18 protein-coding genes are annotated in these 24059 nt (G+C 62.5%); 3 read left to right on the top strand and 15 right to left on the bottom strand.

Annotation, left to right across the window (positions count from 1 at the left end; all coding sequences use genetic code 11):
- Positions 1–39: 39 nt before the first annotated feature.
- The 15 genes from RAM15_RS01690 to RAM15_RS01620 form a co-directional block, all read right to left on the bottom strand.
- Complete coding sequence (locus RAM15_RS01690; RefSeq protein WP_306221788.1) at positions 40–897, bottom strand: DeoR/GlpR family DNA-binding transcription regulator; 858 nt, start codon at positions 895–897, stop codon at positions 40–42.
- Between the two features lie 220 nt (positions 898–1117).
- A complete protein-coding gene (locus RAM15_RS01685; RefSeq protein ID WP_306221787.1) occupies positions 1118–1822 on the bottom strand; it encodes a polyprenol monophosphomannose synthase in 705 nt (234 codons plus the stop codon).
- Between the two features lie 47 nt (positions 1823–1869).
- Positions 1870–3240: an NADH:flavin oxidoreductase/NADH oxidase gene (locus tag RAM15_RS01680; RefSeq protein ID WP_306222217.1), complete on the bottom strand. Its 1371-nt coding sequence runs from the start codon at positions 3238–3240 to the stop codon at positions 1870–1872.
- 136 nt (positions 3241–3376) lie between these two features.
- Positions 3377–5638, bottom strand: a complete 2262-nt coding sequence (locus RAM15_RS01675) for a transglycosylase domain-containing protein (RefSeq protein ID WP_306221786.1) — start codon at positions 5636–5638, stop codon at positions 3377–3379.
- A 41-nt stretch (positions 5639–5679) separates the two neighbouring features.
- Positions 5680–6399: a Crp/Fnr family transcriptional regulator gene (locus tag RAM15_RS01670; RefSeq protein WP_024627458.1), complete on the bottom strand. Its 720-nt coding sequence runs from the start codon at positions 6397–6399 to the stop codon at positions 5680–5682.
- 123 nt (positions 6400–6522) lie between these two features.
- A complete protein-coding gene (locus tag RAM15_RS01665; RefSeq protein WP_306221785.1) occupies positions 6523–7734 on the bottom strand; it encodes a lipoate--protein ligase family protein in 1212 nt (403 codons plus the stop codon).
- The gene (locus RAM15_RS01660; RefSeq protein WP_306221784.1) at positions 7731–8720 is read right to left on the bottom strand and encodes a TM2 domain-containing protein; all 990 of its coding nucleotides are present in this window, start codon (positions 8718–8720) and stop codon (positions 7731–7733) included. Before RAM15_RS01660 ends, RAM15_RS01665 begins: the two co-directional genes overlap by 4 nt.
- A gap of 30 nt (positions 8721–8750) precedes the next feature.
- Complete coding sequence (locus RAM15_RS01655; RefSeq protein ID WP_306221783.1) at positions 8751–9794, bottom strand: 3-isopropylmalate dehydrogenase; 1044 nt, start codon at positions 9792–9794, stop codon at positions 8751–8753.
- A gap of 66 nt (positions 9795–9860) precedes the next feature.
- Complete coding sequence (locus RAM15_RS01650; protein ID WP_306221782.1) at positions 9861–12284, bottom strand: S9 family peptidase; 2424 nt, start codon at positions 12282–12284, stop codon at positions 9861–9863.
- Positions 12285–12291: 7 nt separating this feature from the next.
- Positions 12292–13482, bottom strand: coding sequence for an App1 family protein (locus RAM15_RS01645; protein WP_306221781.1), 1191 nt, complete (start codon positions 13480–13482; stop codon positions 12292–12294).
- A 10-nt stretch (positions 13483–13492) separates the two neighbouring features.
- Positions 13493–13906 (bottom strand): glycine cleavage system protein GcvH, encoded by a 414-nt coding sequence (gene gcvH / locus RAM15_RS01640; RefSeq protein WP_024627451.1) that lies wholly within the window; start codon positions 13904–13906, stop codon positions 13493–13495.
- 39 nt (positions 13907–13945) lie between these two features.
- Complete coding sequence (locus tag RAM15_RS01635) at positions 13946–15544, bottom strand: L,D-transpeptidase family protein (RefSeq protein ID WP_306221780.1); 1599 nt, start codon at positions 15542–15544, stop codon at positions 13946–13948.
- 87 nt (positions 15545–15631) lie between these two features.
- Positions 15632–16669, bottom strand: a complete 1038-nt coding sequence (gene nudC, locus RAM15_RS01630; protein WP_306221779.1) for an NAD(+) diphosphatase — start codon at positions 16667–16669, stop codon at positions 15632–15634.
- Positions 16666–17523, bottom strand: a complete 858-nt coding sequence (locus RAM15_RS01625) for an alpha/beta fold hydrolase (protein WP_306221778.1) — start codon at positions 17521–17523, stop codon at positions 16666–16668. The genes nudC and RAM15_RS01625 overlap by 4 nt, the downstream gene beginning before the upstream one ends.
- 23 nt (positions 17524–17546) lie before the next feature.
- Positions 17547–18176 carry an NUDIX hydrolase family protein gene (locus RAM15_RS01620; protein WP_101431990.1) on the bottom strand — a complete coding sequence of 210 codons (630 nt, stop codon included), beginning with the start codon at positions 18174–18176 and terminating at the stop codon, positions 17547–17549.
- A gap of 171 nt (positions 18177–18347) precedes the next feature.
- On the opposite strand from RAM15_RS01620, the gene trxA reads away from it, so the two are divergent.
- The 3 genes from trxA (at position 18348) to RAM15_RS01605 (ending at position 23962) form a co-directional block, all read left to right on the top strand.
- Entirely contained in the window at positions 18348–18692 is a 345-nt protein-coding gene (trxA, locus tag RAM15_RS01615) for a thioredoxin (RefSeq protein ID WP_121914428.1), read from the top strand.
- 173 nt (positions 18693–18865) lie between these two features.
- On the top strand, positions 18866–19849 hold the full coding sequence (locus RAM15_RS01610; protein ID WP_306221777.1) for a G5 domain-containing protein: 984 nt from the start codon (positions 18866–18868) through the stop codon (positions 19847–19849).
- A 270-nt stretch (positions 19850–20119) separates the two neighbouring features.
- A complete protein-coding gene (locus RAM15_RS01605; protein WP_444832400.1) occupies positions 20120–23962 on the top strand; it encodes an RCC1 domain-containing protein in 3843 nt (1280 codons plus the stop codon).
- Positions 23963–24059: the final 97 nt, after the last annotated feature.

Genomic DNA, 24059 nt, shown 5'->3' with positions numbered 1-24059 from the left:
CAGCTATGGCAACCCACGCACCCCAGTGTGACCGGCCGCTCATTGAACCTGGTCCCCAGACCCGTCTGAGGCTCCGTCCTGAGACTGGCCTTCCTCGGGGTTGACCGGCACCAGCACCAGCCGTTTGACCAGGGACCGGGTGGCCTCGGCCGACTCCTGGTCCAGCTGGTCGTCGGTGATGACGGTGTCCACCTGGTCGAAGGAAGCGAACAAGGACAGGGAGGTGCAGCTCCACTTGGTATGGTCGGTCAGGATGATGGTCCGGTCGGCGATGTCCATGAGCGCCATGTCGGTGGCCGCCTCCAGGGAGTTGGGCATCAGGAAGCCGCGTGGGATGGAGACCGAGTGGGTCCCCAGAAAGACCGTGTTGACCCGCAGGGAGGCGATGACCTTGTCCGCGATGGGGCCTACCAGGGAGTTGGACCGGGTGATGACGCCGCCGGTGACGATGACCTCGACGTCCTTGCTCTCCATGGCCTGAACCAGCTCGGCCACGGGGATGGAATTGGTCAGCAGGGTCACGCCGGCGCACTGACGGCTCTCCAGGAGGTGCTGGGCGAAGACATAGGCCGTGGTCCCGCCGCCGATGGCGATGACATCGCCCGGGGAGACATAGTCGATGGCGTGACGGGCAATGGTGTCCTTGAGGCCCATGTCCATCTGCGACTTGACCGAGAAGAGCGGCTCAGCCAGCAGCGAGCTGGTGGTGACGGCCCCTCCGTGGACCCTCTTGAGCAGGCCCTTGTCCGCCAGGTCGGCAATGTCCCGACGGATGGTCATGGCGGAAACGCCCAGCTCCTTGGAGAGGGCGGTGATACGGACTGCGCCACGAGTACGCAACCGGTTCAATATCAGGTGTTGGCGTTGTGACGATATCATTCGAACATTATCGCACACATTCGCCCAAATTGGCAAGCCGACCATTGGACTGTGGTCGCGATCCAAAAAACAGGGGCGAACAATCAATGTTTCTTCGATACCCCGACCATTCTTCCATATGCCAGAGGCCTGTCGAGACTATAGCAACAATCAGTCAACCAAGGCACATTCTGTCTTCAAGTCGCCCACAAGGGCCTGCGGGGTCGCCTGAGAAAGCGAACACGATGGCGATGCAATGTCAGTTTCGATGGGTCAACCGTTCAAGTCCCCACAGGGTCACCTGGACCATGGCCTCCAGTACGATCCCGGCATCCATCTTCGAGCTGCCGCGAACCCGCTCCACGAAGACTATAGGCACTTCGACGACGCTCAGACCCATGGCCTGGACCCGACGCAGCATATCCACCTGAAAGACGTAGCCGCTGGAGTGGACCCTTCGCAGGTCGATCCGCCTGAGCACATCCGCTCGATAGACCCGCAGGCCGGCGGTCATGTCACGCACTGAGGATCCCAGGGCGGTGCGGGCATACCAGGATCCCATACGCGAAATCAGGTCCCGATACCAGGGCCAATGTTGGGTGCGGCCTCCACGCACCCGGCGCGAGCCGATGACCAGATCCGGATGCGCCTCGCCTCGGGCCACCGCCAGCATCCTGGCCAGATCCTGGGGCCGATGGGAGCCATCCATGTCCATCTCGCAGATCAGGTCATAGCCATGCCCCAAAGCCCAGCGGAAACCCTGCACGTAGGCAGGACCCAACCCGCGGCGGTCATGCCGATGGATGACGTGCACGCGAGGGTCGCGCTCGGCCATATCCTCGGCCTTGGCACCGGTGCCGTCCGGCGAGTTGTCGTCGACGACCAGGACATCGACTTCCGGGCAGCAGGCCAGCAGCTGTGGAAGGGTCACTCCGATATTGTCAGCCTCTTGATACGTAGGCATGACCACAATGGTCCCTGCTCCACCACGAACAGCGTCCATGGCCGCTCTCAGCGTGCGATGCCGTAGGCCCCGCGCCGGTAAGGCTCAGGGTAGGGGGCCTGCTGAGCGGACAGCCCCAGTTTGTAGGCGGCCCTGAGCGGCCAGTAGGGGTCGCGCAGGCTGGCTCGACCGATCTCGACCGCATCGGCCAGACCCTTGCGTACGATCCGGTCAGCCTGCCTGGGCTTGGTGATCAGCCCCACGGCTGTGGTGGGAATCAGCACCTGGCTGCGCACCTGGTAGGAGAAGGGCACCTGGTAGTTGGGAGCGGCCGGGATCTTCACGCCTGGCACCAGACCCCCGGTGGAAACGTCAATCAGATCCACCCCGTGCAGCTTGAGCACCTTGGCGGTGCGGATGGTCTCGTCCAGACCCCAGCCGCCAGTGGCCCAGTCGGTGGCGGACATGCGCACCAGCAGGGGCATGCCCGAGGGAATGACCTCGCGCACGGCATCGGTCACCTGGATCAGCAGGCGCATTCTGCCGGACAGGTCACCCCCGTACTCGTCGCTGCGGCGGTTGATCAGGGGATCCAGGAATTGGGAGAGCAGGTAGCCGTGGGCGGCGTGCAGCTCCACACCCAGGAAGCCGGCTTGAACGGCTCGTACGGCAGCGGAACGGAAGTCAGCCACAATGGAGGCTATCTGCGCCCGTGAGAGCTGGACCGGAACCGCCATCCTCCCGAAGGCGATGGGGCTGGGGCCCACGGGTTGCCAGCCTCCTTCGGCCACGGGCACGGTGGCGTTGATATAGCCCATGGAGGAGCACCCGGAGGAGCCCTTGCGCCCCGAATGGTTGAGCTGGACGATGGGGACGGCTCCAGCGGCTTTGACATCCCGGACGATGCCCTGCCAGGCCCTGGTCTGCTCGTCATCCCACAGCCCCACGTCGCAGGGAGAGATCCGCCCCTGGGGGTTTACGGCCGTGGCCTCCCCGATGACGACTCCGAAGCCGCCCAGGGCCCTGGACACATAGTGCTGATAGTGGAAGTTGGTAGGAACCCCGTCATGCCGCAGGGACGAATAAGTGTCCATGGGCGGCATCCAGATCCTATTGCGGATGTGCTGGTCGCGCAGTTCCATGGGCTGGAAGAGCGCAGGCAGGGCCTTCTCCCGTCTTCTTCCCGATTTTGGTTTCCTGGCCTTTTTGACTCTTTTCGCCTTCTTGGCCTTCTTGTCCTTTTTGGACGATTTGATCCCCTTGGCAGCCTTGCCAGTCTTCTTCTTTCCGTCGGCGGCATCCGACTCAAAGGACCAGATCGGTTTGGACACATCCAACCTGCCAGAGCCGCTCACCGGCCCCGGCATGGCCTGATCCTCGTTAACCCGGCCGTCGGCCCGAGGGGCCTTGTCATCCAGCTCTGAATATTCCTGGACCATCTGTTCCTGCCTCTCCCGGCGGACGGCCGTACCCCTCGTGGTCCCGCCCGTCGACGAATCCCTGATGGTCTCCATTGTAGGCACAGCCTCGCTCGGATCCCAGCCGGGACCCGACAAGCAGTCATCCAGCCAGGTACTAGTCGGCCGCGGGCACTGTTTGAGCCTCTTCCGAGGTCAACTCCCCGATCTCCGGCTCCTGCGCTTCTACGCCACGGGTCATCTGACGCTGCTGCATCGGAGCTGGCTGCTGAGGCTGGACCCCGCCAGTGAAGCGTGCATCGGGATTGCCGTAGGAGTTGTCCGGTTGAATGTTGGCAGCGGCCAGGTAGGTGTTCATGAACTCCTTCCATGCCGGGGTGGCGATGTACATGCCGTACCAGGTACCCATGGACCGTCCGTTGATGGACTTGCCGTTGAAGGAGACCTGGCCCTCGGCATTGCCCACAGTGACGAAGGACGCCACCTGGGGCACGAATCCGCCGGTCAGCATGTACTTGTCCTCATGGGTGCCCGTCTTGGCGAAGGTCTTGCGACCCCCGTCCAGCTGGGTCACGGCCGCCTCGCCTCCGGGCTGGACCACGCCCTGGTTGAGGGCATAGGCGGTGGTCTCGGCGATGCCCGGGTCGATGGCCTGATGGCAGTTGGCCTTGGGCACCTTGATGGACCGTTTGTTCTTATCGATCACCTTGGTCATGGCTATAGGGCTGCAGGCCACGCCCTTGGCCGCGATGGTGGCGTAGACGTTGGCCATGGTCAGCGGGGAGGCCTGGACCGATCCGATGGTCATGGGCGGCTGGAAGCTGTTGTCTGAGTGTATGTCCATCTGGTCCTTGGGCGAATTGTGGTAGCCCATGTCCTTGGCTGTATCCGCTATGCTGCACAGACCAATCTGCTGGGCCATGGAGGCCTGGGTGGTGTTGTGCGAGCGGATCAGGCCCTGCAGGGGGCTCTCCGGCGAAGTGGTGCCGCCGCCCGAGTTCTCAACGTGCCAGCTGCCAGTGCCGAATCCATAGGAGGTGCCGTCAGCCGTCTTGCAGGCGAAGGCAGTCTGCGGATAGCTGGTAGAGGTGCGCAGGGGCTGGTTGATGGACTTGCCGGCCTTCATCCAGGCCACCAGATTGATGGGTTTCCAGGTGGAGCCCACGGGGAAGCCCCAGCCGCCGCCGTCCTGCTGGTCCACTGCATAGTTGATGGCCGTGCGGGTGCCGCCGCCGGAGTTCTGGGTGGCGTCGTAAATGCGGTTGATGCCGAAGCCCAAGACCTCGCCGGTGCCCGGGCGAATGGCCGCCATGGTGACTTCGAAGCCGGACGGATCATCCACGGGGATGGTGTCCCGGGCCGCCTTCATGGCTGCGGCGTTGGCGTTGACGTCCATGGTGGTGTAGATGTCCAGGCCGCCCTCCTTGAGGAGTTTGTTGCGATCCTCTTGGCTCTTGCCGAACTCCTTGGAGTTGAGGATCTGCTTGGTCACGTAGTCACAGAAGAAGGCCGCGTCCCCGGCCGCCTGGCAGCCGGCGTCCGCAGACTGCACATGCAGCATCTGATCCAGCGGCTTGGCCTTGTTCTCCTCATACTGGCGCTGGCTGATGTAGTTCTCCTGCCTCATCAGATCCAGGACGATGTTCCGCTGCTCCTGAGCGGCCTTGATATTGACTGTGGGGTCGAAGCGTGCGGGATTCTTGGTCACGGCGGCGATGGTGGCCGACTCGCCCGGATCCAGATCCTTGGCCGACTTGCTGAAGTAGCGCCTGGCTGCCGACTCAACCCCGTAGACGTTGGTGCCGAACTGGGCGATGTTCAAGTACCCTTGAAGAATCTCGGCCTTGGAGTACTTCTTCTCCATCTGCACCGCTATCAGCATCTCCCGCATCTTGCGGGCTATGGTCTCCTCCTGGGCGTGGTACTCGGCGATGGGGTCGTTGTTTTCCTCGGCCTGGTTCATGAGCACGTTCTTGACGTACTGCTGGGTCAGGGAGGAACCGCCCTGGGTGTCACCCTGCTTGATGTAGGTCTGGATGAAGGCCCTGAGCACGCCCTGGGTATCCACGCCTGCATGCTCGAAGAAACGACGGTCCTCACGGGCCACCACGGCCTTCTGCATGTAGTCGGAGACATCCTTGATGGGTACCACAATCCGGTTTTGCGCGTAGAACGTGGCGATGACGGTATGCCCGTCGGAGGCGTAGAGGCGGGACTGCTGGGGCAGATCGTTGACGTTGAAGTCGATGTTCTCCGTCTTCAGGGCGGGCATCAGATTCCTGGAGACGGCGTTGATGCCGAAGACTGCGGGGAACAGAAAACCAGAGACGACCACGCCACCTGCGACGCAGAAGATGAGGTAAGCCAGCAGCAGCGTGAAGAAGCGCCTTACCGACATGGATTTCTTTTGTTCGGGCATGGTCTCCATCCTAGGCCGTTGGCTCTACCTGGCAGCGGCGTTCACATGCGTGAGCGTCGAATCAAAGGTCCGGGCTGGAAAATGATGATGGTGCGGCCCTTGCGAGAGATCCATCCCCGGTTGGAGAAGTCCATCAGGGCCTTGTTGACGGTCTCCCGCGAGGCACCGACCAGCTGGGCCAGCTCCTCCTGGGTCAGATCGTAGGGGACCATCAGCCCCTGCTCGAATGGTTCGCCGAAGCGTGTGGCCAGATCCAGCAGGGTCTTGGCCAGACGGGCCGGCACGTCGAGGAAGACCAGGTCGGAGATGCGCTCGTTGTCGGTCCGCAGGCGGTGGGCCAGCACCTGAAGCATGTCCACAGCCACCTTGGGATGCTGGTTGAGCCAATCGAAGAGGGCATCGTGATCCAGGGCAGCCACCTTGGTCTTGTTGACCATGACCACAGCCGAGGCGGTGCGCGGCCCGCCGGAGGGGTCAAAGACGGGAATCTCGCCCAGGATCTCCCCGCGCCCATGGATGCTGAGCAGCTGGATGCGACGGTCGGGCGACTGGCGGACCAGCTTGACCCTGCCCTCCTCCAGCAGATACATCCGATGGTCGGTGTCCCCCTGTCGGAAGACCGTGGACCCCTTGGCATAGGTGGACTCGTGCATGGTGTCCAAAAGCTGGTCGGCGTCCTGCCGGGGCACCTGTTTGAATAGGGCGGTCTGCCTGAGGGCGTTCCCGTCATCGGGAATCTCGTTGGGCTTGTGAACCGCCATACTCCGCACTCCTTTTCGCCATGTCTGGCGGGTCTGCACCGACTCACGCATGGTTGATGACCTCGCGCCGGGTTCGACGCGACTGAGCACGATTATACCCATACACATCAACCCCCTTGCCGGTCAGGCGATCTGGGCGGTCCACTCCCCACGGCCGTAGCGCTGCTGGGCCAGAGTGCGGGCCCGCTGCTCGACCTCGGGCGCAGGACTCGATATGCGTAGATCCGACACCAGGGAGGGCAGGGTGTCCAGAAGGGCATCGATCAGGGATCGGCGGGACAGCCTGGTCTGCCTGTTGATGGGATCCACCCGGCTTCTGACCGAGGTTACGGCCTTGTCGTGGAATTTCGCCGGATCCACCTTGAGCACCTGGGCCATCAGATCGGCATCCACTGAATAGGAAAGGGTGGTGTGGTGGAGCAGTCCGCCCGGTCCGCGGGAGCCTGCTGGCAGCCTGCGCTGGGCGGCGCCCCCCATCTTGCCCCGCGGGGAGGCGATGTCATTCATGCCCTGCCATCCGGCCTGAATCCCCTGCATGCGCAGACCGCGAACCAGCCAGTAGTCGCAGATCCGGTAGGAGTCGATCAGATCGGTCCCCTTGACGAAGTCCAGGGGCAGATAGAGCGAATAGGTGATGGCCCGGTCGGGCTGAATGACCATGGTGCCACCGCCGGTGCATCGGCGAACCAGGGTGAAGCCCAGACTGCGCGCCCGCTCCGCGTGGACCTCCCGGCTCAGGGACTGGAAGCGTCCCAGGATCACCGCCGGCGCCGCCCAGTTCCAGATGCGCAGGGTGGGTGGCAGCTGGCCCTGGGCTACGGCATCATTGAGAGCCTGATCCATGGCCATCTGCATGACCGGCTGGCGTGGACGGTCCCTGATCAGATTCAGCTTCAGGCCAGACCAACGGCGGCGGCATTCGACCTCGTCCGGCTGCGGCTGTTGAAAAGACGCCTGGTCGGACTCTTCGTGCCTGTGGATGACCAGCCCAGCCGGCAGGGCGCGCTCCAGTGCGGTCACCAGGGTCCATGGGGACACGCCGACAACCCGTTGGCCATCCCCTTCTGCCATGATCCTGCCCAGCCGCTTCAGAGCCAGACCAGGATCCAAGGGCAGCGGGATGCCACAAATTGCGGATTCCAGCCGGGATACCGGACTGCGATCCTCCTCGTATTCACGGGAGGCTGCCGGGGCCGGCTCCGTAAAGAAGTCGCCGTCAATCCTGCAGGAAGCAATGACTGGACGGGAGTCTGGCCCCTGGCCCAAGGTCAGGGTTACGGCCGCAAGCTTACCGCCCATCTGCTTGCCGACGCCGCGCAGAAGGGCCGGATTCAATCCGTCAACTCCCACCCGCGAGCGTCACGATGCCAGAAGGAGCCGGATGAGGATGTCAGAATCAGGATGCCTTCGATCAGCCCCCAAATTATGGCGATGGTCGGCCCGATGAAGAAGAAGAGGAAGCCGATCAGGGTGAGCATGAGCTGAGCCACACCCCGGCCGGTTCTGCCCAGGTAGAAGTTGCCCACGCCGAAGCAGCCCAGAAAGATGCTGAGCAGTCCGGCAGCCAGCTTGCTGTGCGGAGTGGGTGATATTGGATAGGGACTCCTGCCGCTGGGCATAGCCCCGGGATACCCGCCCTGGGGCATGCCCGGGTAGGGCCAAGGCATAGGAGCCTGCGGCGGATACTGCCCACCAGGATATTGGTTGCCCGGATACTGGCCTGTTGGGTATTGATTGCCCGGATACCCGCTCGGTGGGTACTGGCCAGACGGGTACTGGCCGGGATAGCCCGGTCCCGGCTGATAGGGCCTTGGAGGATTCTGGCCCCCAGGATACTGGCCACCGGAATACTGCCCAGCAGGATACTGCTGACCGGTCGGATACTGCTGACCGGCTGGATACCCGGCCGTCGGATACTGATTGGGCCGATAGGGCCCTGCCTGATACGCCCCAGGATATTGTTCGCCCTCCTGAGGGGCAAACGGGTATCCGGCATTGGCCCTCTGCCCTGTCGGATACCCACCATGGGGATACTGATTCGTGGAATACTGACCGGAGGAATACTGACCGGTCTGATACGGATTCTGATTCCCCCCGCCAAAATCATGTCCAGCTGGATAGCCCGAAGCCTGCTTCTGCCCGTCGGCTGCATCTGGACCTGACTGGCCCGGCTGGGCTGCTCTGGCATCGGTGTCTCCCCCGGCAGGTTCCTGATGCTCGGGCGGAACCTGCGGGAACGGGGAGGGACCGAAGCCGGGATTCCCTGTCGGCATATCGCTGGACTGCCGGTCGTCCGGCTGGGGGGCATCATCCATAGTCATGCCCTCCAGTCTAGCCGCCATCCGGCCCGATCACAGTCGGCTTAGGATATCTCTGCCGATCTGCTCCGTGTTCCGCTGGGTGGAGCCGGAGCGTTCGATGTCGTCTTCCACGGCCCGTTCGATGCTGGCCGCCTCGTCCTCAAAGCCCAGATGATCCAGGAGCATCCCGGCCGAGAGGATGGCCGCCGTGGGGTTGGCGATCCCCTTGCCAGCGATGTCAGGGGCGGACCCGTGGATGGGCTCGAACATGGATGGGTAGGTGCCCGAGGCGTTGATGCAGCCGGAGGCCGAGTAGCCCACGCCTCCCACCACAGCCCCCGCCTCGTCCGTGAGGATGTCGCCGAAGAGGTTGTCGGTCACGATCACGTCGAAGCGGCTGGGCTCGGTCACCAGGAATATGGTGGAGGCATCGATGTGCAGGTACTCGCGCTCCACGTCGGGGTACTCCTGGCCCACCTGGTCGACCAGCCGCTGCCACATGTCTCCCGCGTTGGTCAGCACGTTCTTCTTATGGACCAAGGTCAAGCGACGGCGACGCTTCATGGCCAGCTGGAAAGCGTAGCGGATGACCCGTTCCGCCCCGTAGGCCGTGTTGATGGAGACCTCGGTGGCCACTTCCTGGGGGGTGCCACGGCGAATGGAGCCGCCGGCCCCGGCATAAAGCCCCTCGGTGCCCTCCCGCACGACCACGAAGTCGATGTCACCCGGATTGGCCAGGGGCGACACCACGCCCTTGTAGAGCTTGGATGGACGAAGGTTGACATACTGGTCCAGCTCGAAACGCATTTTGAGCAGCAGTCCCCGCTCCAGAATGCCGGCCTTGATCCGGGGGTCGCCGATGGCGCCTAGGAGGATGGCATCCTGCTGCTTGAGCCGGTCCAGATCCTCGTCGGGCAGAACGGCTCCATCACGCAGGTAGCGCTCAGCGCCCAGGTCGAAGTCCTCATAGCGGATATCAGCCTTGCCCCGGGTCACCTTCTCCAGCACAGCCTGAGCCTGGGGAACGATCTCCTTGCCGATGCCGTCACCGGCAATGACCGCAATGTGATATGTTTTCTGCTTGCTATTTGTCATACCCCGAGCATAACGAGCCTGCCAGGGCCCTTTCCCGACCCCGACCGAATCCCGGACAGGCCAGGTTCAGCAGCTTTGAGGGACCATGATGGACAGACACCAGGCGTTCTCGAAGGCCAGCTCCTCCCACTGCCGGTAACGTCCGCTGATGCCTCCGTGGCCTGCCTGGACCTCGATCCTGATCAGCGCATCGGCCCCCACCTGCGGCTCCTGCAGCCTGGCCACCCACTTGAGCGGCTCCACGTAGAGCACCCGGGTGTCGTTCATGGATGTGGTCACCAGGATGGCAGGGAAGTGGTCGCTGCCGAAGAGCCGGCGCCTGCTATCAGCGTCAGGCACGTTCTCGTAGGGCGAGTAGGAGCGCATATACCGGTAGACCTGCTGATCATGCAGGGGGTCTCCCCACTCGTCCCATTCGGTCACGGTCAGCGGCAGGTCCGGGTCCAGGATGCTGGTCAGCGCATCCACGAAGGGCACATCCGCCTCGATGCCGGCATAGAGCTGAGGGGCCATGTTGGCCACGGCCCCCATCAACAGCCCGCCGGCCGACCCGCCGTTGGCCACCGTATGACGTGGATCCGCCCAACCCTGGGCCTGCAGGGCGGCAGTCACGTCGATGAAGTCCAGGAAGGTGTTGACCTTGTGCAGCCGGCGGCCCTGCTCGTACCATGCGCGGCCCATCTCCCCGCCGCCGCGCACATGGGGGACGGCGTAGAGCACGCCTCGGTCCAGCAGGCTCAGCCTACCGGTGGAGAAGCCCGGATCCTGGCTGATCTCGTAGGCTCCATACCCGGTGATGAACATGGGTGCAGACCTGCCCGGATCATGGTCCGGCCAAGGGCGGCGTTCAGGGTTTCCGGGAGCCTGGATGACCGTATCGTCGGGCCCGGTCCTCCCGCAGGCATCCAGCTCCGGATGCATGCCCCGACGCCAGACCAGAGACACCGGCACCAAAGCCCCATCCCTGACACGTACCAGAACCCGACGCTCGGCGTAGCGCTCGGGCCGGAAGTCGCCCAGCACCCGGGCCCGCTTGAGCAACCGGTCCACGCCCCGGACCGGGTCCAGCTCGCGCAGCTCGGCCGGGGTCCCATAGCTGCCCCGAATGTAGCGCAGCCCGGGGGCCTGGTAGGAGGGGTTGTCCGTGGGGCTGATGCTGTAGAGACGGTCAATGCCGTCCCTGGCCTGGCCGGGCAGGACCTCATGGAAGCGCCAGGGCCGACCAGCCCGCAGATCTTCAAGTGCCTGGTCCTTGGCGATGACAGCCATATGAGGCAGGCTGTCGGCCCGGTAGGTCAGAACCACAAAGCTGCGGTGGATGCCCAGCCCCTCGATTCCCAGCCCGCGAGCGCCTTGAAGAATGGCAGGATTGCCCGGGTAATGGTAGGGCTTTTCGGGCGGCAGGGAGGCCAGGCCTCCGGAGCGCTCGCAGCCATAGGGGCTGCCCTGGGCCAGCCGCACCCCTTCTCCCAGGCGAAACGGCGGACGGTGGCTGCGCAAATCGATCAGATCCACCTCGAAGTTGGGGTTGTTTACATTGTGGTAGACCACAGCTACCGGCAGATCCTCCCCTGCCGGACCGGCATCTTCGAACCTGGCCAGGCTGATGTCGTACTCGACCCCCTCCTTGCGGGGGATCAAGGGCACAAACTCGCCCTGCGGATCCTTCAGGTCCAGCATGAGCACCTCGCTGGTGGTCTTGGACCCGGTGGCAATCAGCATGGCGGATTCGTCGTAGCTGAGGCCCAGCCCCACCCAGAAACGCTCGTCGCCCTCCTGGTAGACCAGGACATCCTGGTCGGCCGAAGTGCCCACCTTATGCCGCCAGACCGTGTCCGGACGCCAGGCCTTGTCCAGGCCGGTGTAGAAGACCCATCGGCCGTCGGGGGTCAGCACTGCCCCGGAGGAGACCTGGTCGATCCGATCAGGCAGGTCTCGGCCTTGGGAAAGATCCCGGATGCGCAGGTCGTAGCGTTCGTTGCCCCTGGTGTCCAGTCCGTAGAGCATCCATCGACCGTCAGCGCTCAGATCCAGGCAACCCAGGGAGAAAAAGTCGTAGCCCTCCGCCTCGGCGTTGGCGTCGAAGATGACCTCCTCGCCCGGCATGGACCCGGGCGCCGATGAAGCCTGAACCGTTGGAGGATCCCAGTCATTCTGGCCGCGCACCGGCAGACGGCACTGCACCCCGTACTCCTGGCCCTTGAGCGTCCGTGAGAAGTACCAGTAGCCGTGCATCCGGGTTGGCACCGACATGTCGGTCTGCTGCACCCGGTCGGTGAACTCCTTGAGCAAGGTAGCCCGCAGGCCCTTCTGGCCAGCCAGCCGTTCCTGGCAGTAGCTGTTCTGGTCGCGCACATAGGCCTGGGTGGCAGGATCCTCCCGGTTGCGCATCCACTCGTAGGGATCTTCGAAGTGATCCCCATGGAAGCACCGATCAGCGGGACAGCGTTGTGCACGAGGAGGAGTGGAGTTGACTGCCGAAAAACTCATGGGGCGATTATATTCGGGCGCGACGACGCAGATAGGGCAGCAGGGTCCGCATCAGGTTGGCGCCCGTGGTTCCGTAGAAGACCGGCACCTGCGTCACCGGCATCGGCTGGGTGGCAGTGCGCTTGAACAAGGATCCCAGCCCGGTCTCCGAGGGGCTCAGCTGACGGATGCCGATGGCCAGGACCCGGTCCGGATATTGACGCACCACCTGGGCGAAGGTGGCGGGGTCGCTCTGCCCGTCATCGCCCATGAGCACGAAGCGCATCCGAGGGAAGTCGGCCATGAGCTGGTGGATGAACTCCATCTTGTGCTGCACGATGGAGGGCACGAAGGTCTTGGGCCTGGGATCCAGATCCCGCAGCAGCAGGGGGCCGGACGGAAAGCCGTGGTCGCGAATGAAGCCGCGTATGGACCCCTCCACATTCCAGGGCGAAGCCGACAGGTAGAAAAAGGGCATCCGGGGATCCAGGTCGCGGATGCGGTTGTAGAGCACGGCCATGCCCGGCACCGAGGACCTGCGGTGCGGATTTGACAGGAGCAGGTTCCAAGCAGCCTTCCAATGATTGGGCACCTGGCTGATCATGATGGTGTCGTCCACGTCGGATATGACGCCAACCGGCGTTTGGCCTGGCACGATGTACAGCGGCGCGTCCACAGGCCTGCGGCCCCGCACCTGGTAGGAGACCCGGTGCACGCCTGGGGTCAGCCGATGCTCGGCCACCAGATCAAGGTAGCCCGATCGGTCGGAGAAGACCGCATCCGCGCTCAGGCTGCGGCTGGGGTCGACGGCATCGTAGACCGAGGAATCGCCCACCTGGACCCTCCCGATGGCGGTGCTGTCGATGGCCAGCCTGACCCTGGTCCGGGGCGCGGGTACGGTCAGCAGACCGCGAATGCCTCGGATGGCCGGATCCTCGCGTCTGCGGCCGTCGGTCAGAATAGTGCGACAGATCAGCCGGGAGTATGACTCAGTGCCATAACCCACATAGGGTTGGACGTCGGCCGACCAACCCATGCGGCCTGTCATATTGATGGACAGGCCCACCCAGAGGTCGAAGGCGCCCGTTACCAGATGCCTCAGCAGACGCACCGGAGCAGGTCTGCTCTGGATGTCCTCCCCGGGCGTAGCTGAATCGAAGGTGGTGCTGACCGATCGAACCCGCAGGGGCCCTCCGTCACGGCCGGATCGCCTGGTCATATCCGAACCGTCAGTTCAGGCTCTTCAGCAGCTGACCGTACTCCTCGGCGCTCATCAGATCGGGCTCGTCATCTTCCAGGTCGATCTTGGCTATCCAGCCCTCCCCATAAGGGTCTGAATTGATGACTTCAGGATCGTCCGAGGCCGCCCTGTTGACGTAGGCGATGGTGCCCGCCACTGGGCAAACCACCGGCTCCACCGCCTTGGAGGACTCAAGCTCGATGACCTCGTCGCCAGCATCGACGTGGGTGCCGGTCTCGGGCAGATCCAAAAATACCAGGTCTCCCAACTGGTCCGCCGCATATTCGGTCACGCCCATAGGCGCAGGAGACTGACTGGGGTCGATCCAGACGTGATCCTGGGAATACCGCAGGTGGTCGGGCACGTCCAAACGGGAGGTTCCATCACTGTGTTCATCGCTCATGGTTCCAGCCTACTCGACCGTCTGCCGCGACAGGTGCATCTACCGGGCCGGACCCGGCGGAACCTGCCCCTCCACCTTGACCATGGTCCCGGCCGGGGCGTTGTCGTAGATCCACTTGGCATCCTGCTCGTACATATTGATGCAGCCGTGGGATCCGTAGTGGGTGGGGTCGCCCTTGGCGATGCCCCCGTAGTTCCAGTCGGCCGTATGGAAGCCCTCGCTGCCGTTGTAGTAGGAGACCCATCTGACATTGGGCGAGACGTAGCCGGGGCCGCGCATGGTCTGGACTGTGTAACGCACGTTGATGAAGAAGGTGCCGGTATCTGACTGGTCCCCATCGTAGGGCTTACCCGAGCAGATGGGGAAGGTCTTGACCTCGGTGGTGCCATGGTAGGCGGTGGCGGTCTGATCGCTCAGGTTGACCTGGATCCAGGTGTCACCGTCAGGCACGTCGTAGCGGGCCACACGTGTCTGCTCCTTATGCGGGGTGACATCGGCACGCGCCTGAACCGGGTTCGTGTCACCCTGGACCAGGGCTTTGACGACCAGATCAGCTGTAGCGGGTACATCCGAAACCCGAACCCCGTCCACACCCTTGGTGGTCTCAGCCACCACTTCACCCTTGGTGTTCTTGACGTTGACGGCGGTGACCATATCCCGATCCAGATGCCGGGCCAGCTCCTGGTCCAGGTACTGCTGGATGGCCTGCCGATCGAAGCCCAGCTCCATGGTCCCCTTGCCCAGGTCTGTCACCGGCTTGACCCAGGTGGCCACGGTGGCGGCCGGAACAGTCATGACATCGTCATCGGTCCCCTTGATGACCAGATCCTTGGCCAGCCGTTGATTGGCTTGAGCAGCCACCTGATTGGCGGTATCCAGACTGATGGGCATGCCCACGTCCTTGTAGACCAGCCCAACGGCCAGCCGCCTGCCGGGCTTGTCTATCAGGGAGGAGACAGCATTTTGCACACGGCCCAGCTCGGGTCCCTTGCCGCCACGCCCCTCCTGGGCCCTGAAAGCGTGAGCGCCGGAGTCAAAGACGATGGTAGAAGGGACGGAACGGTCCTGGCGGTCGATGAAGTGCTCGGTCAGATACTTATTCATGGCCAGTTGGTCCCGCTCGGCCACCAGGGGTACAGCTTCGCTATGGAAGGGGTTGAGCCGGGAGAGGCCTGCAGAGCCCTTGGCAGTCATGACCCGTGTGACCGTGGCATCCTGATCCACGCTCACACCCAAATCCTTTAGCCCGGCCCGCGCGGAGGCCCCTTCGCCTTTGAGCTCCACCTGGGAGTCGCGCACCTGCTGATCGACGATCTGACGGACCTGGTCGCTGGTCCGGCCCATCATCATCTTTCCGCCCAAGGTGACGCCGGGGGCCACCCGATCGCGGAAGAAAGCACGGGCGCCGAACCAGCACCCTACCAGAATCAGCACAGCCAGAAGCAGCAGGGCCAGGATGGTACGCCCCCGATGACGGCTCGACTGGGCCTCGTGGGCGGGACCTGCGCCCAGTGCCCGATTCGCCTGCTTATCAGCGGACAGGTCCACAGGGTCGGGCCCCTCGCCGGCCGTCGGCGGCATGGTCACAGTTTCGGCCTGGTCGACGTCCGAGATACGAGGCTCTTCTTGCCCCTCCATGGCCATAGCACACCTTTCGCTGCTTACAGTTCCCTGTAATATCTTACGACAGGACCAGGTCCGAAAGCACGGGACTTCCCAAATGGGTCAGAGCTCGCTGCCATACCACTGCTCAATCATGTACCTGGCCACGCTGGCCGTCTGGGGTATGCGCAACCGGCCCGAGGCCAAGGCAGCGCCGAGTTCCTCCCGCGTGAACCAGTCGGCAGCATCGGTCTCCTGACCATCCACCCGGATGTCCGTATTCATTGATCTGGCTCTGAAGGCCACCATCAGGGAGGATGGGAAGGGCCAGGGCTGGGAGCCCAGGTACCGCATCTCCCCCAGGTTCAGGCCCACCTCCTCCAGGGTCTCCCGCCGGACTGCATGCTCCAGATTCTCCCCGGCCTCGACGAATCCAGCAGTGACTGAACGAAAACCGGGAGCCCACTGCCGATTGTGCTGGAGCAGAAGCCGATCGTGGCTGTCCACCACGGCCATGATCACTGCGGGCTCGATGCGGGGAAAGAGCGTGTGCCTGTCTCCTGATGCACTCCCCTGGCAGATCTGAGCCCATCCGGCCTGGCAAGGATGGACCGGAGCGCCGCAGCGGGGGCAGAAGGCCTGGCGTCCATGCCACACTGACAGGGCGACCGCGCAGGTTGCCAGGCCCACCTGCCGCGGACGGCCATGAGGAGCATATTCGCGCAGGGCGAGCCAATCGAAGCGCTGGTCCGCGGCCTGAGCCAAGTCACGAAGAGGACCCTGGACAGCCTGACCGGCGCAGGCAAGATTCAGATCCAGGGCCAGCCAGGACTGATTGTTGGCCGTCCCCAGGTAGTAGCAGGGAGGCTCAGACTGGCCCGTCGAGCCTGCCAGAGGACCCCGCAAGTATGCGGCAGGCAGGGTAGCCAGACGGATGCTGGCCCCGGTGCGAGAGGCCAAGGCCCCCTTGCCCCTGGGCACGGCCACTTTCTCGCCCCGCACCAGGATGACCCCAGTGCCTTCCTGTTCCAGCAGACGGTCAAGCAGCCCGGGCTGTTGCCGCGATGCCGTGTCATAGTCCACATCCCCCTGAGCCAGGGGCAGGAAGGGCAGGGGCCCGGTAAGGGCCAGCGGGGAGAAGACCGTTTCAGGATCGCTCATGCTTGCCTCCCTACGCGATGAACCAGGTCCAGCAGGGCAGCGGCCACCTGATCGGGATGCTCGACGGCGCTGAAGTGGCCGCAGTCGTCGATGGCGGTGAAAGTCACGTCGGTTCCAGCCTGGCGCATGGCCTGAGCCAGAGGCTCCATGGCGTGTGGAGGGCTGGAGGGATCGCAGCGGCCGCTGACCAGGGCCACGGGCACTCTGATGCTGCCGGCCAGGCCGCTCTGATCCGGGCGTCCTGCAGCCATCCGTTCCCGCCAGGCGATGCCCCGGGGGTCCTGGGACTGTATCCATTCGGTCATGGTCTGCACGAAGGCGGGCGAGCGCTTGACCGTGGAATCGCCCTCCTGGGGCCTGGCGAAGTGCATGACCGGATCCAGCGTCCCCTCCACCTCGCAGGTTCTGGCGATCTGCAGCCGGTTGGCTCGGGAGGACGGGCGGTCAGCCTTCATGGTGGTATCGCACAGGGCCAGCCCAGCCACCACCTGAGGGTAAAGCCTGGCTACGGCCTCGACCAGATAGCCTCCCATGGAAAGTCCGACCCAGATGGCCTTCTGCGCCCCCGTGGCGGCGACCATGTCTACAAAGGCCTGAGCCATGGCATCCAGGGCACCAGGCAGGGCGCCATCAGAGTCAGCTGGACCACAGGACGCCGGCTCAGGCAGGGGACAATCGCCCGCCCCGGGCATATCCGGAGCATAGACAGGGAAGGGGGCCATACCCGCACGATCCGCCTGGTCGATCAGCAAGGCCGCACACCGATCCCACATGCGATGGTCCACAGGGAAGGCATGGACCAGCACCAAGGGCAGCCCCTCCCCCTGTCGATATACGGTATTGGCAATGGTCATGCCCGCCTCCAAGGATTCACGGTTCACAGCGCACCAGCCCATGTCAGGGCGCTCATCAGCACCTTGCCGTGCCCACCGGGCATCTGGCTTATGAAGGACTCCAGCATGTCGCCCTTGGGATCGATCCACTCCACATCCAGGGTCTCATCCTGGGGTTTGCAGTCCCCGGCCACCGGCACCAGATAGCACAGAGCAATGGCATGCTGGCGCGGATCGTAATACTCCGAGACTCCTGGCGTGGGAAAGAACTCAGCCACGGTGAAGGGCTGGGGGCTGGCAGGCAGCACAGGCAGGGCCAGCTGGCCCAGATCCTTGGCGATGTTCCTGGCCAGAGCCTCCCTGATGGTCTCGTGGTAAAGAATCCGCCCGGTGATCAGGGTGCGCTCGATGTTGCCCTGATCATCCACGCGCAGAAGGGTGCCCACCTGGGTGACGGCGCTCATCTCATCCACGCGAACCGGCACTACCTCCACATAGGGCATGGGCAGACAACGCCGCGCACGGTCGATGGCGTCTCGGTCCAGCCATCCAGGGGGATTCGAACCCGAAAAGCCTCGGTTGAAGTCCTCCGGGGTGATGTGTGAGAAGGCACCACGGTCGCGATCGGCATCGAAGTCGTCATCGTCGGGAATCTCGTCGTTCAGCACTGGCATGGTTCCATTATCCGTACCAGGCTTGACCGCCCACAGGACCCCGCCGGACATCTCCACCCAGAGCATATTCGGGCGCTTTCTCCAGCCGTGATGGAATGCTGAGGATTGAAAGCGGTTGCTAAGCACGGGAGCTTCCCGCGCGTCAGTCAAACTACTTCAAGGAGCGTTATCATGGCCACCACGACTATTACTTCGGATAACTTCGAGCAAACCATCAAGGACAACGACCTGGTGCTGATTGACTTCTGGGCTACCTGGTGCGGACCCTGCAAGGCCTTCGGCCCCATCTTCGAGAAGGCTTCGCAGGCCAACACCGACATCGTCTTCGGCAAGGTGGACATCGACCAGAATCAGGATCTGGCCGCGGCCGCCGACATCCAGGCGGTGCCTACACTGATGATCACCAAGCAGGGGCAGATCATCTTCAAGCAGGCCGGCGCGCTCAGGTCCTCGGACCTGGACGACCTGATCGACCAGGCACGCAAGGCCGATGTGTCAACCCCGGCGCGGGTTTGAGCCGGTCGAGTTGGTTCCAAAGCAGGTTTGCACTACAGTAGAGCTGTGTTTGTCCAGTGACCCTTTCGGCACTGCCGGAAGCGTGCGGTCGATAGGAACTGACCAGTCGACTGATCACTGAGGATCTGTCGGTCCAACAGAGGAGAGTAATGGCGAACCACCGTAGAGGACGGATGAGTGCGGTCAAGGCTCTGACCAAGCGTCAGTGGCTGCGATTGGCTGCCGGTGTCACCGTTCTCGGCATGGTTATTGGCGCGGGCTTCGTCTCGCGCGACTTCTATACATCCACTGAGAGCTCGGCCAAGTCAGGCGTAACTTCCTACTCCGCTACCCAGAATCTGGGCACGGTATCCCGTGGGAGCACCAGGCAGGCCATCCGCAATGGTGCGGGCGGCGCCAACTCCGATACCTCCTACGTGAATGTGCAGATCAACGGAAAGAACAAGGTGGTGCTGGGCAACGGCTTCACCAATGTCAAATCGGTCCTGGAGGCCGGAGACATCACCCTGCAGCCGGGCGACCAGATTACCCCCTCACTAACCAGCCGGGTCAGTGAGAAGACCGTCATCCGCATCGACCGGGCCAACGCCCAGGTCAAGACGGACGAATCGCCCATCCCCTTCAACACCATCGAGGAGAAGACCGACTCCCTGCCGTCAGGCACCACCAGGGTCAAGACCGAGGGACAGAACGGCGTCATGGAGACCACCAGCCTGGTCACCGCAGCCGGCAACAAGCACCTGACCAGCAACATCTTCGCATCCTTCGTCAAGACCGTCCCCGTGGACAAGGTGATCCTGGTGGGCACCGGCGGTGGCACCCCTGCACAGTCCGGCTCGACCACCACCACAACCCCTGTAGGCGAAGCCCAGAGCATCGCCCATGATCTGGTCACCTCCCGCGGCTGGGGCGAGGACCAATTCACCTGCCTGGTGCAGCTGTGGAACAAGGAGTCCGGCTGGCGGACCAACGCAGCCAACCCCTCAGGTGCCTATGGTATTCCCCAGGCATTGCCCGGCAGCAAGATGGCCTCGGCCGGCCCCAACTGGCAGACCGATGCCCACACCCAGATCGTCTGGGGACTGGGCTACATCCAGGGCCGTTACGGGAATCCCTGTGGCGCGTGGGCCCAATCACAGTCATCCAACTGGTACTAATCTCTTTTCATAAAACTCAATCAGGAACTTCCGGCAGGCTTCTTCGGTTTGCCGGAAGTTCTTTTTGTATATACGAAAACAACCACTCCCAATTTCCTGCCGACTATCCGACCGTCAAGGCAAAAGGAAAGGCATCACCGAGGACTTGGTATTCCAGAGCCATATGATATAAGCTGACTTTGATTGAAACGTCATGCACGCTGGCCATGGGGATTGAGCTGGGGATGCAGATGCCACGTTGCATGCGCCGTTGCTTTCAAAGGGGACTGTATGCAATCGTCATATAGGAATCGTGCATGCTGCGTAGCTTCTCTTGCAGCCATTATCGCCTCAGTGTTGATATTGGGAAATCTCTCGGGGATTGACCTGGCGCAGGCGGATGCAACCGCATCCCCGACAGCATCGCAAAGCACGGAAAATGAAGCTGAGGGGGTGACCCCTAATATACCCAGCTCAACCCAAGCTCCCCCTAATGCTCCAACGCCAACAGTAACTCAAAAGCTGGATTCCCCTATCCAAACAACACCTTCTCCCGCCTTTCCATCCCCCACTTCACTAGGCTCAGCAAGCCCTGCTCCCTCCACCCGCTCGACAAGCCCCTGCCTAAATAATCAATGTTCGGTCACCTTTGACACGGCACAAGCTGACACAACGACCCCTAACACTCAGACCGTCCCTTCGGAAGGACAGGCGAAACGGCCGACCGATCCCACCAGGCACGGGTACCTCTTTGACGGCTGGTTCATTGGCCAGGTAGCCTATGACTTCAACCAGCCCGTCACCAGCAACCTGAAGCTGACCGCAAAATGGACAATAGGCGATGGCCATTGGTCCCTGGCACCTGCACATGGAGCTATATCAGGGGGCACCACCGTGACGGTAACTCCCCCAGCAACACGGGGGATCAAATTCTCACAGATCACGTCAGGATCCACCCAATCACTGGCTTTAGGATCGGACGGCAACATCTATTCCTGGGGCAAAAATGCTTACGGTCAACAGGGCGACGGCACAAACATCGATCACCAAGCCCCAATAAAAGTAGCCAAACCAGCAAATGTACCAGCAGGATTCATTTTCACGAAGGTAGATGCTGGTGATCATTCAGCCCTTGCCATGGGTTCGGATGGCAACCTCTACACTTGGGGATTCAATGCTTCTGGACAGCTGGGCGATGGAACTACCGAAAACCGCAACAGACCTGCTCCGGTGAAAAAGCCGGATGGGGCCGCGCCTGGATTTACCTGGAAGCAGGCAAACACCAGGTGGGACCATACTGTGGCCTTGGGATCAGACGGCAATCTCTATGCATGGGGACTGAACTCATATGGACAACTCGGCAATACCAGCGTTCCGAGAGGTCCTAACAATCCAGCTGCATATAGCACTAAACCCGTCCCCGTCAGCAAGCCGGCGGGAATCACTCTTACCCGGGCGACCACGGGACGATACAGCTGCTTGGCCATGGGATCCGACGGAAAACTGTATGCCTGGGGATGGAACAGTTATGGGCGCCTAGGAGACGGCACCACCACAGATCGTTTGACGCCCACCCAAGTCCTTCAGCCCAATGGGGTCACCTTCTCGCAATTCAGCGTAGGAGCCGACCACAGTTTCGCCATCACTACGAATGGGGATCTTTACGGTTGGGGATGGAATGACAGCGGGCGCCTGGGAGACGGCACCACCACAGACAGGCATGTACCTACGCTTATACCTCGCCCAGCTGGGACACCTGCAGGATTCACCTGGAAGCAGGTCATGGGCAGGGACTACCACAGCATGGGCATCGGTTCAGATGGCAATCTTTATATTTGGGGCGTCAACCGGTACGGCGAGCTGGGCTTTCCGGACGTCCCCACCGGCGAGACCAGCACCGTCATCAGACCCCGGCCTGTGCAAAAGCCGAAACCATCAGTGGCCGGGGAGGAAACCAGCTGGGTTCAGCTCTACGCTGGCTGGGAGCAATCCTTAGCCCTGGGGTCAGACGGAAACCTGTATACCTGGGGATGGAACTGCGGGGGCCAACTAGGTGATCCGACCATTCCCACAGGTTACGACAACAGCAAAGCCAAGAGGCTGACACCGGGTCTGGCGGCATTCCCGCTTACACCGGAGCTTACTGCTGTCAAATTCGACCAAACACTGGGCAGCAATCTCAAAAAAGCAGGTACAAACTGGCAGGTGGTGACACCAGCTCATAGGAAGGGGCGAGTGGATACGGCCATCACCTGGAATCTCTATGGTCCGCAACCCGATGACATCCTGGATTACATTTATGACCCGCCTACCTATGTCGTCACTTTCGACAAGGCCGACGGCAGCCAGCCCACCAGTCAGTCGGTCATCGAAGACCAAATGGCTTCCAGACCGGATCAAGACCCGACCCGTCCCGGCTTCCTATTTGATGGCTGGTTCAACGGCGATGCGGCCTACGACTTTTCTTCCCCCGTCAAGGGTTCCACGAAACTGACAGCCCACTGGACGGCAGGCAGCGGGCAATGGAACACCTCTCCCAAGCAGGGTCCCGACAGTGGTCAGACCAAGGTGACCCTGGTTCCACCTGCAGCGCGAGGCATTAGGTTCAGCCAGGTCAGTGCCAGCGATGATCATTCATTGGCTCTCGGATCGGATGGGAACGTCTATTCCTGGGGTGCCAATAAATACGGACAGCTTGGCGATGGGACCACAACGGACCGCTTGACCCCGGTTCAGATTCCCAAGCCGACAGGCGTGAACCGATTCAAACAGGTCAGTGCAGGAAAAGCCTTCTCATTGGCCTTGGATGACCAGGGCCACGTCTGGGCATGGGGTCTTAACAGCTCCGGACAGCTGGGCAACAATACCATTGCTACCAATGGCTCATCTGCATACAGTTCAAGCCCGATTCGCGTGCAAGCCCCAAGCGGGATGACGGCAACAAGCTTCAGCCTCACCGGCATCAGTGCAGGAATCACTCATGTCCTCGCCGTAGACGGGCAGGGCAGAGCCTGGGGCTGGGGATCCAATGAATTCGGCAAACTGGGTGTTTCCTCTGGCACTGTGGCGATGACAGGAATCACCACCAGACCCGTCCAGGTCGCAACCCCGCAAGGTGAGACGACGGGATTCCGCTATGCACAGGTCAGTGCGGGCGGCTCACATTCTTTGGCGACCGACACCCAGGGCCGTGCCTGGGGCTGGGGATCAAACCAGAACGGTGACCTGGGCAATACGAGCGATGTGGCGCTTAATAGCTACACCTTCACACCTGTCCAGGCCAAGCCGGGCACCAACCCGACAGGCGGCTTCAAGCCTGTTCAGATCATTGCCGGCAACGGCCACTCCTCCGCCCTTGATGATCTGGGACGTCTATGGACCTGGGGCGGGAACAGCAATGGAGAGCTCGGCCTGGGCGACACCACCACAAGGACTGCCCCATCTCTGGTAGCCATGCCTGCAAACGTCAGCACGTTCACGCAGTTGACAGGCAGCAGAGTTAGCGGCAATTCGCTGGCTCTGGACCAGAATGGAAGCATCTGGGGCTGGGGTCAAAACTCAACAGGCATGTTGGGGACTGGAGGCACAGGCAGCCTAAACAAACCAACCAGGATGAGCAATCCATCAGGCATTGACCACTTCGTCAAGGTCAGCGCCGGCACTGGCCACACCCTGGCCATCGCCTCCAACGGCAGCACATTGGGGTGGGGAAACAACAGCCAAGGAAGGCTGGGAAACAACGCGACACAAACAACTTATTCTCCTGTCAACGTGCTCTTCCCCTTCAGACTCGGCACCCCGTCCGCAGTACAATTCGGAGGCACCTCAGGAACCAGCCTAAGCTCCACGGGGCAGAAGGACGGCGCCTGGACTGTGCTGACGCCGAACCACCAGGCCGGCGACACGACTGTCAGCATCGCTTGGACGCTCAATGGGGCTCCACAACCCAACGATGAGACCAATGCCTTCCGTTTCATCCACTATGGCATCCTCCCCCTGACCGGAGAGGCAGGCATCCTAGTGACCATCCTAACCGGCTTGCTGGCCGCAGTCGCTGGCCTGGCCGCCAACCGGCAACGCCTTGAAGCACAAAGCGCACAAGGCGGAAAAGCAGCCGCTCGGCACAAGCACTGACATGCACGAACGAGCAGGGCCCCGCCACTAAAAGGTGTCGGGGCCCTGCTGCGGTCTCTGTGCCTGATTTGCTCTCTGCGCACCCTCAAACAGTCAG

Origin of the sequence: Bifidobacterium asteroides (assembly GCF_030758775.1) — a bacterium.
In the GTDB taxonomy this organism is placed as follows: domain Bacteria; phylum Actinomycetota; class Actinomycetes; order Actinomycetales; family Bifidobacteriaceae; genus Bombiscardovia; species Bombiscardovia kimbladii.
This window is presented reverse-complemented; position numbering and strand designations above follow the sequence as displayed.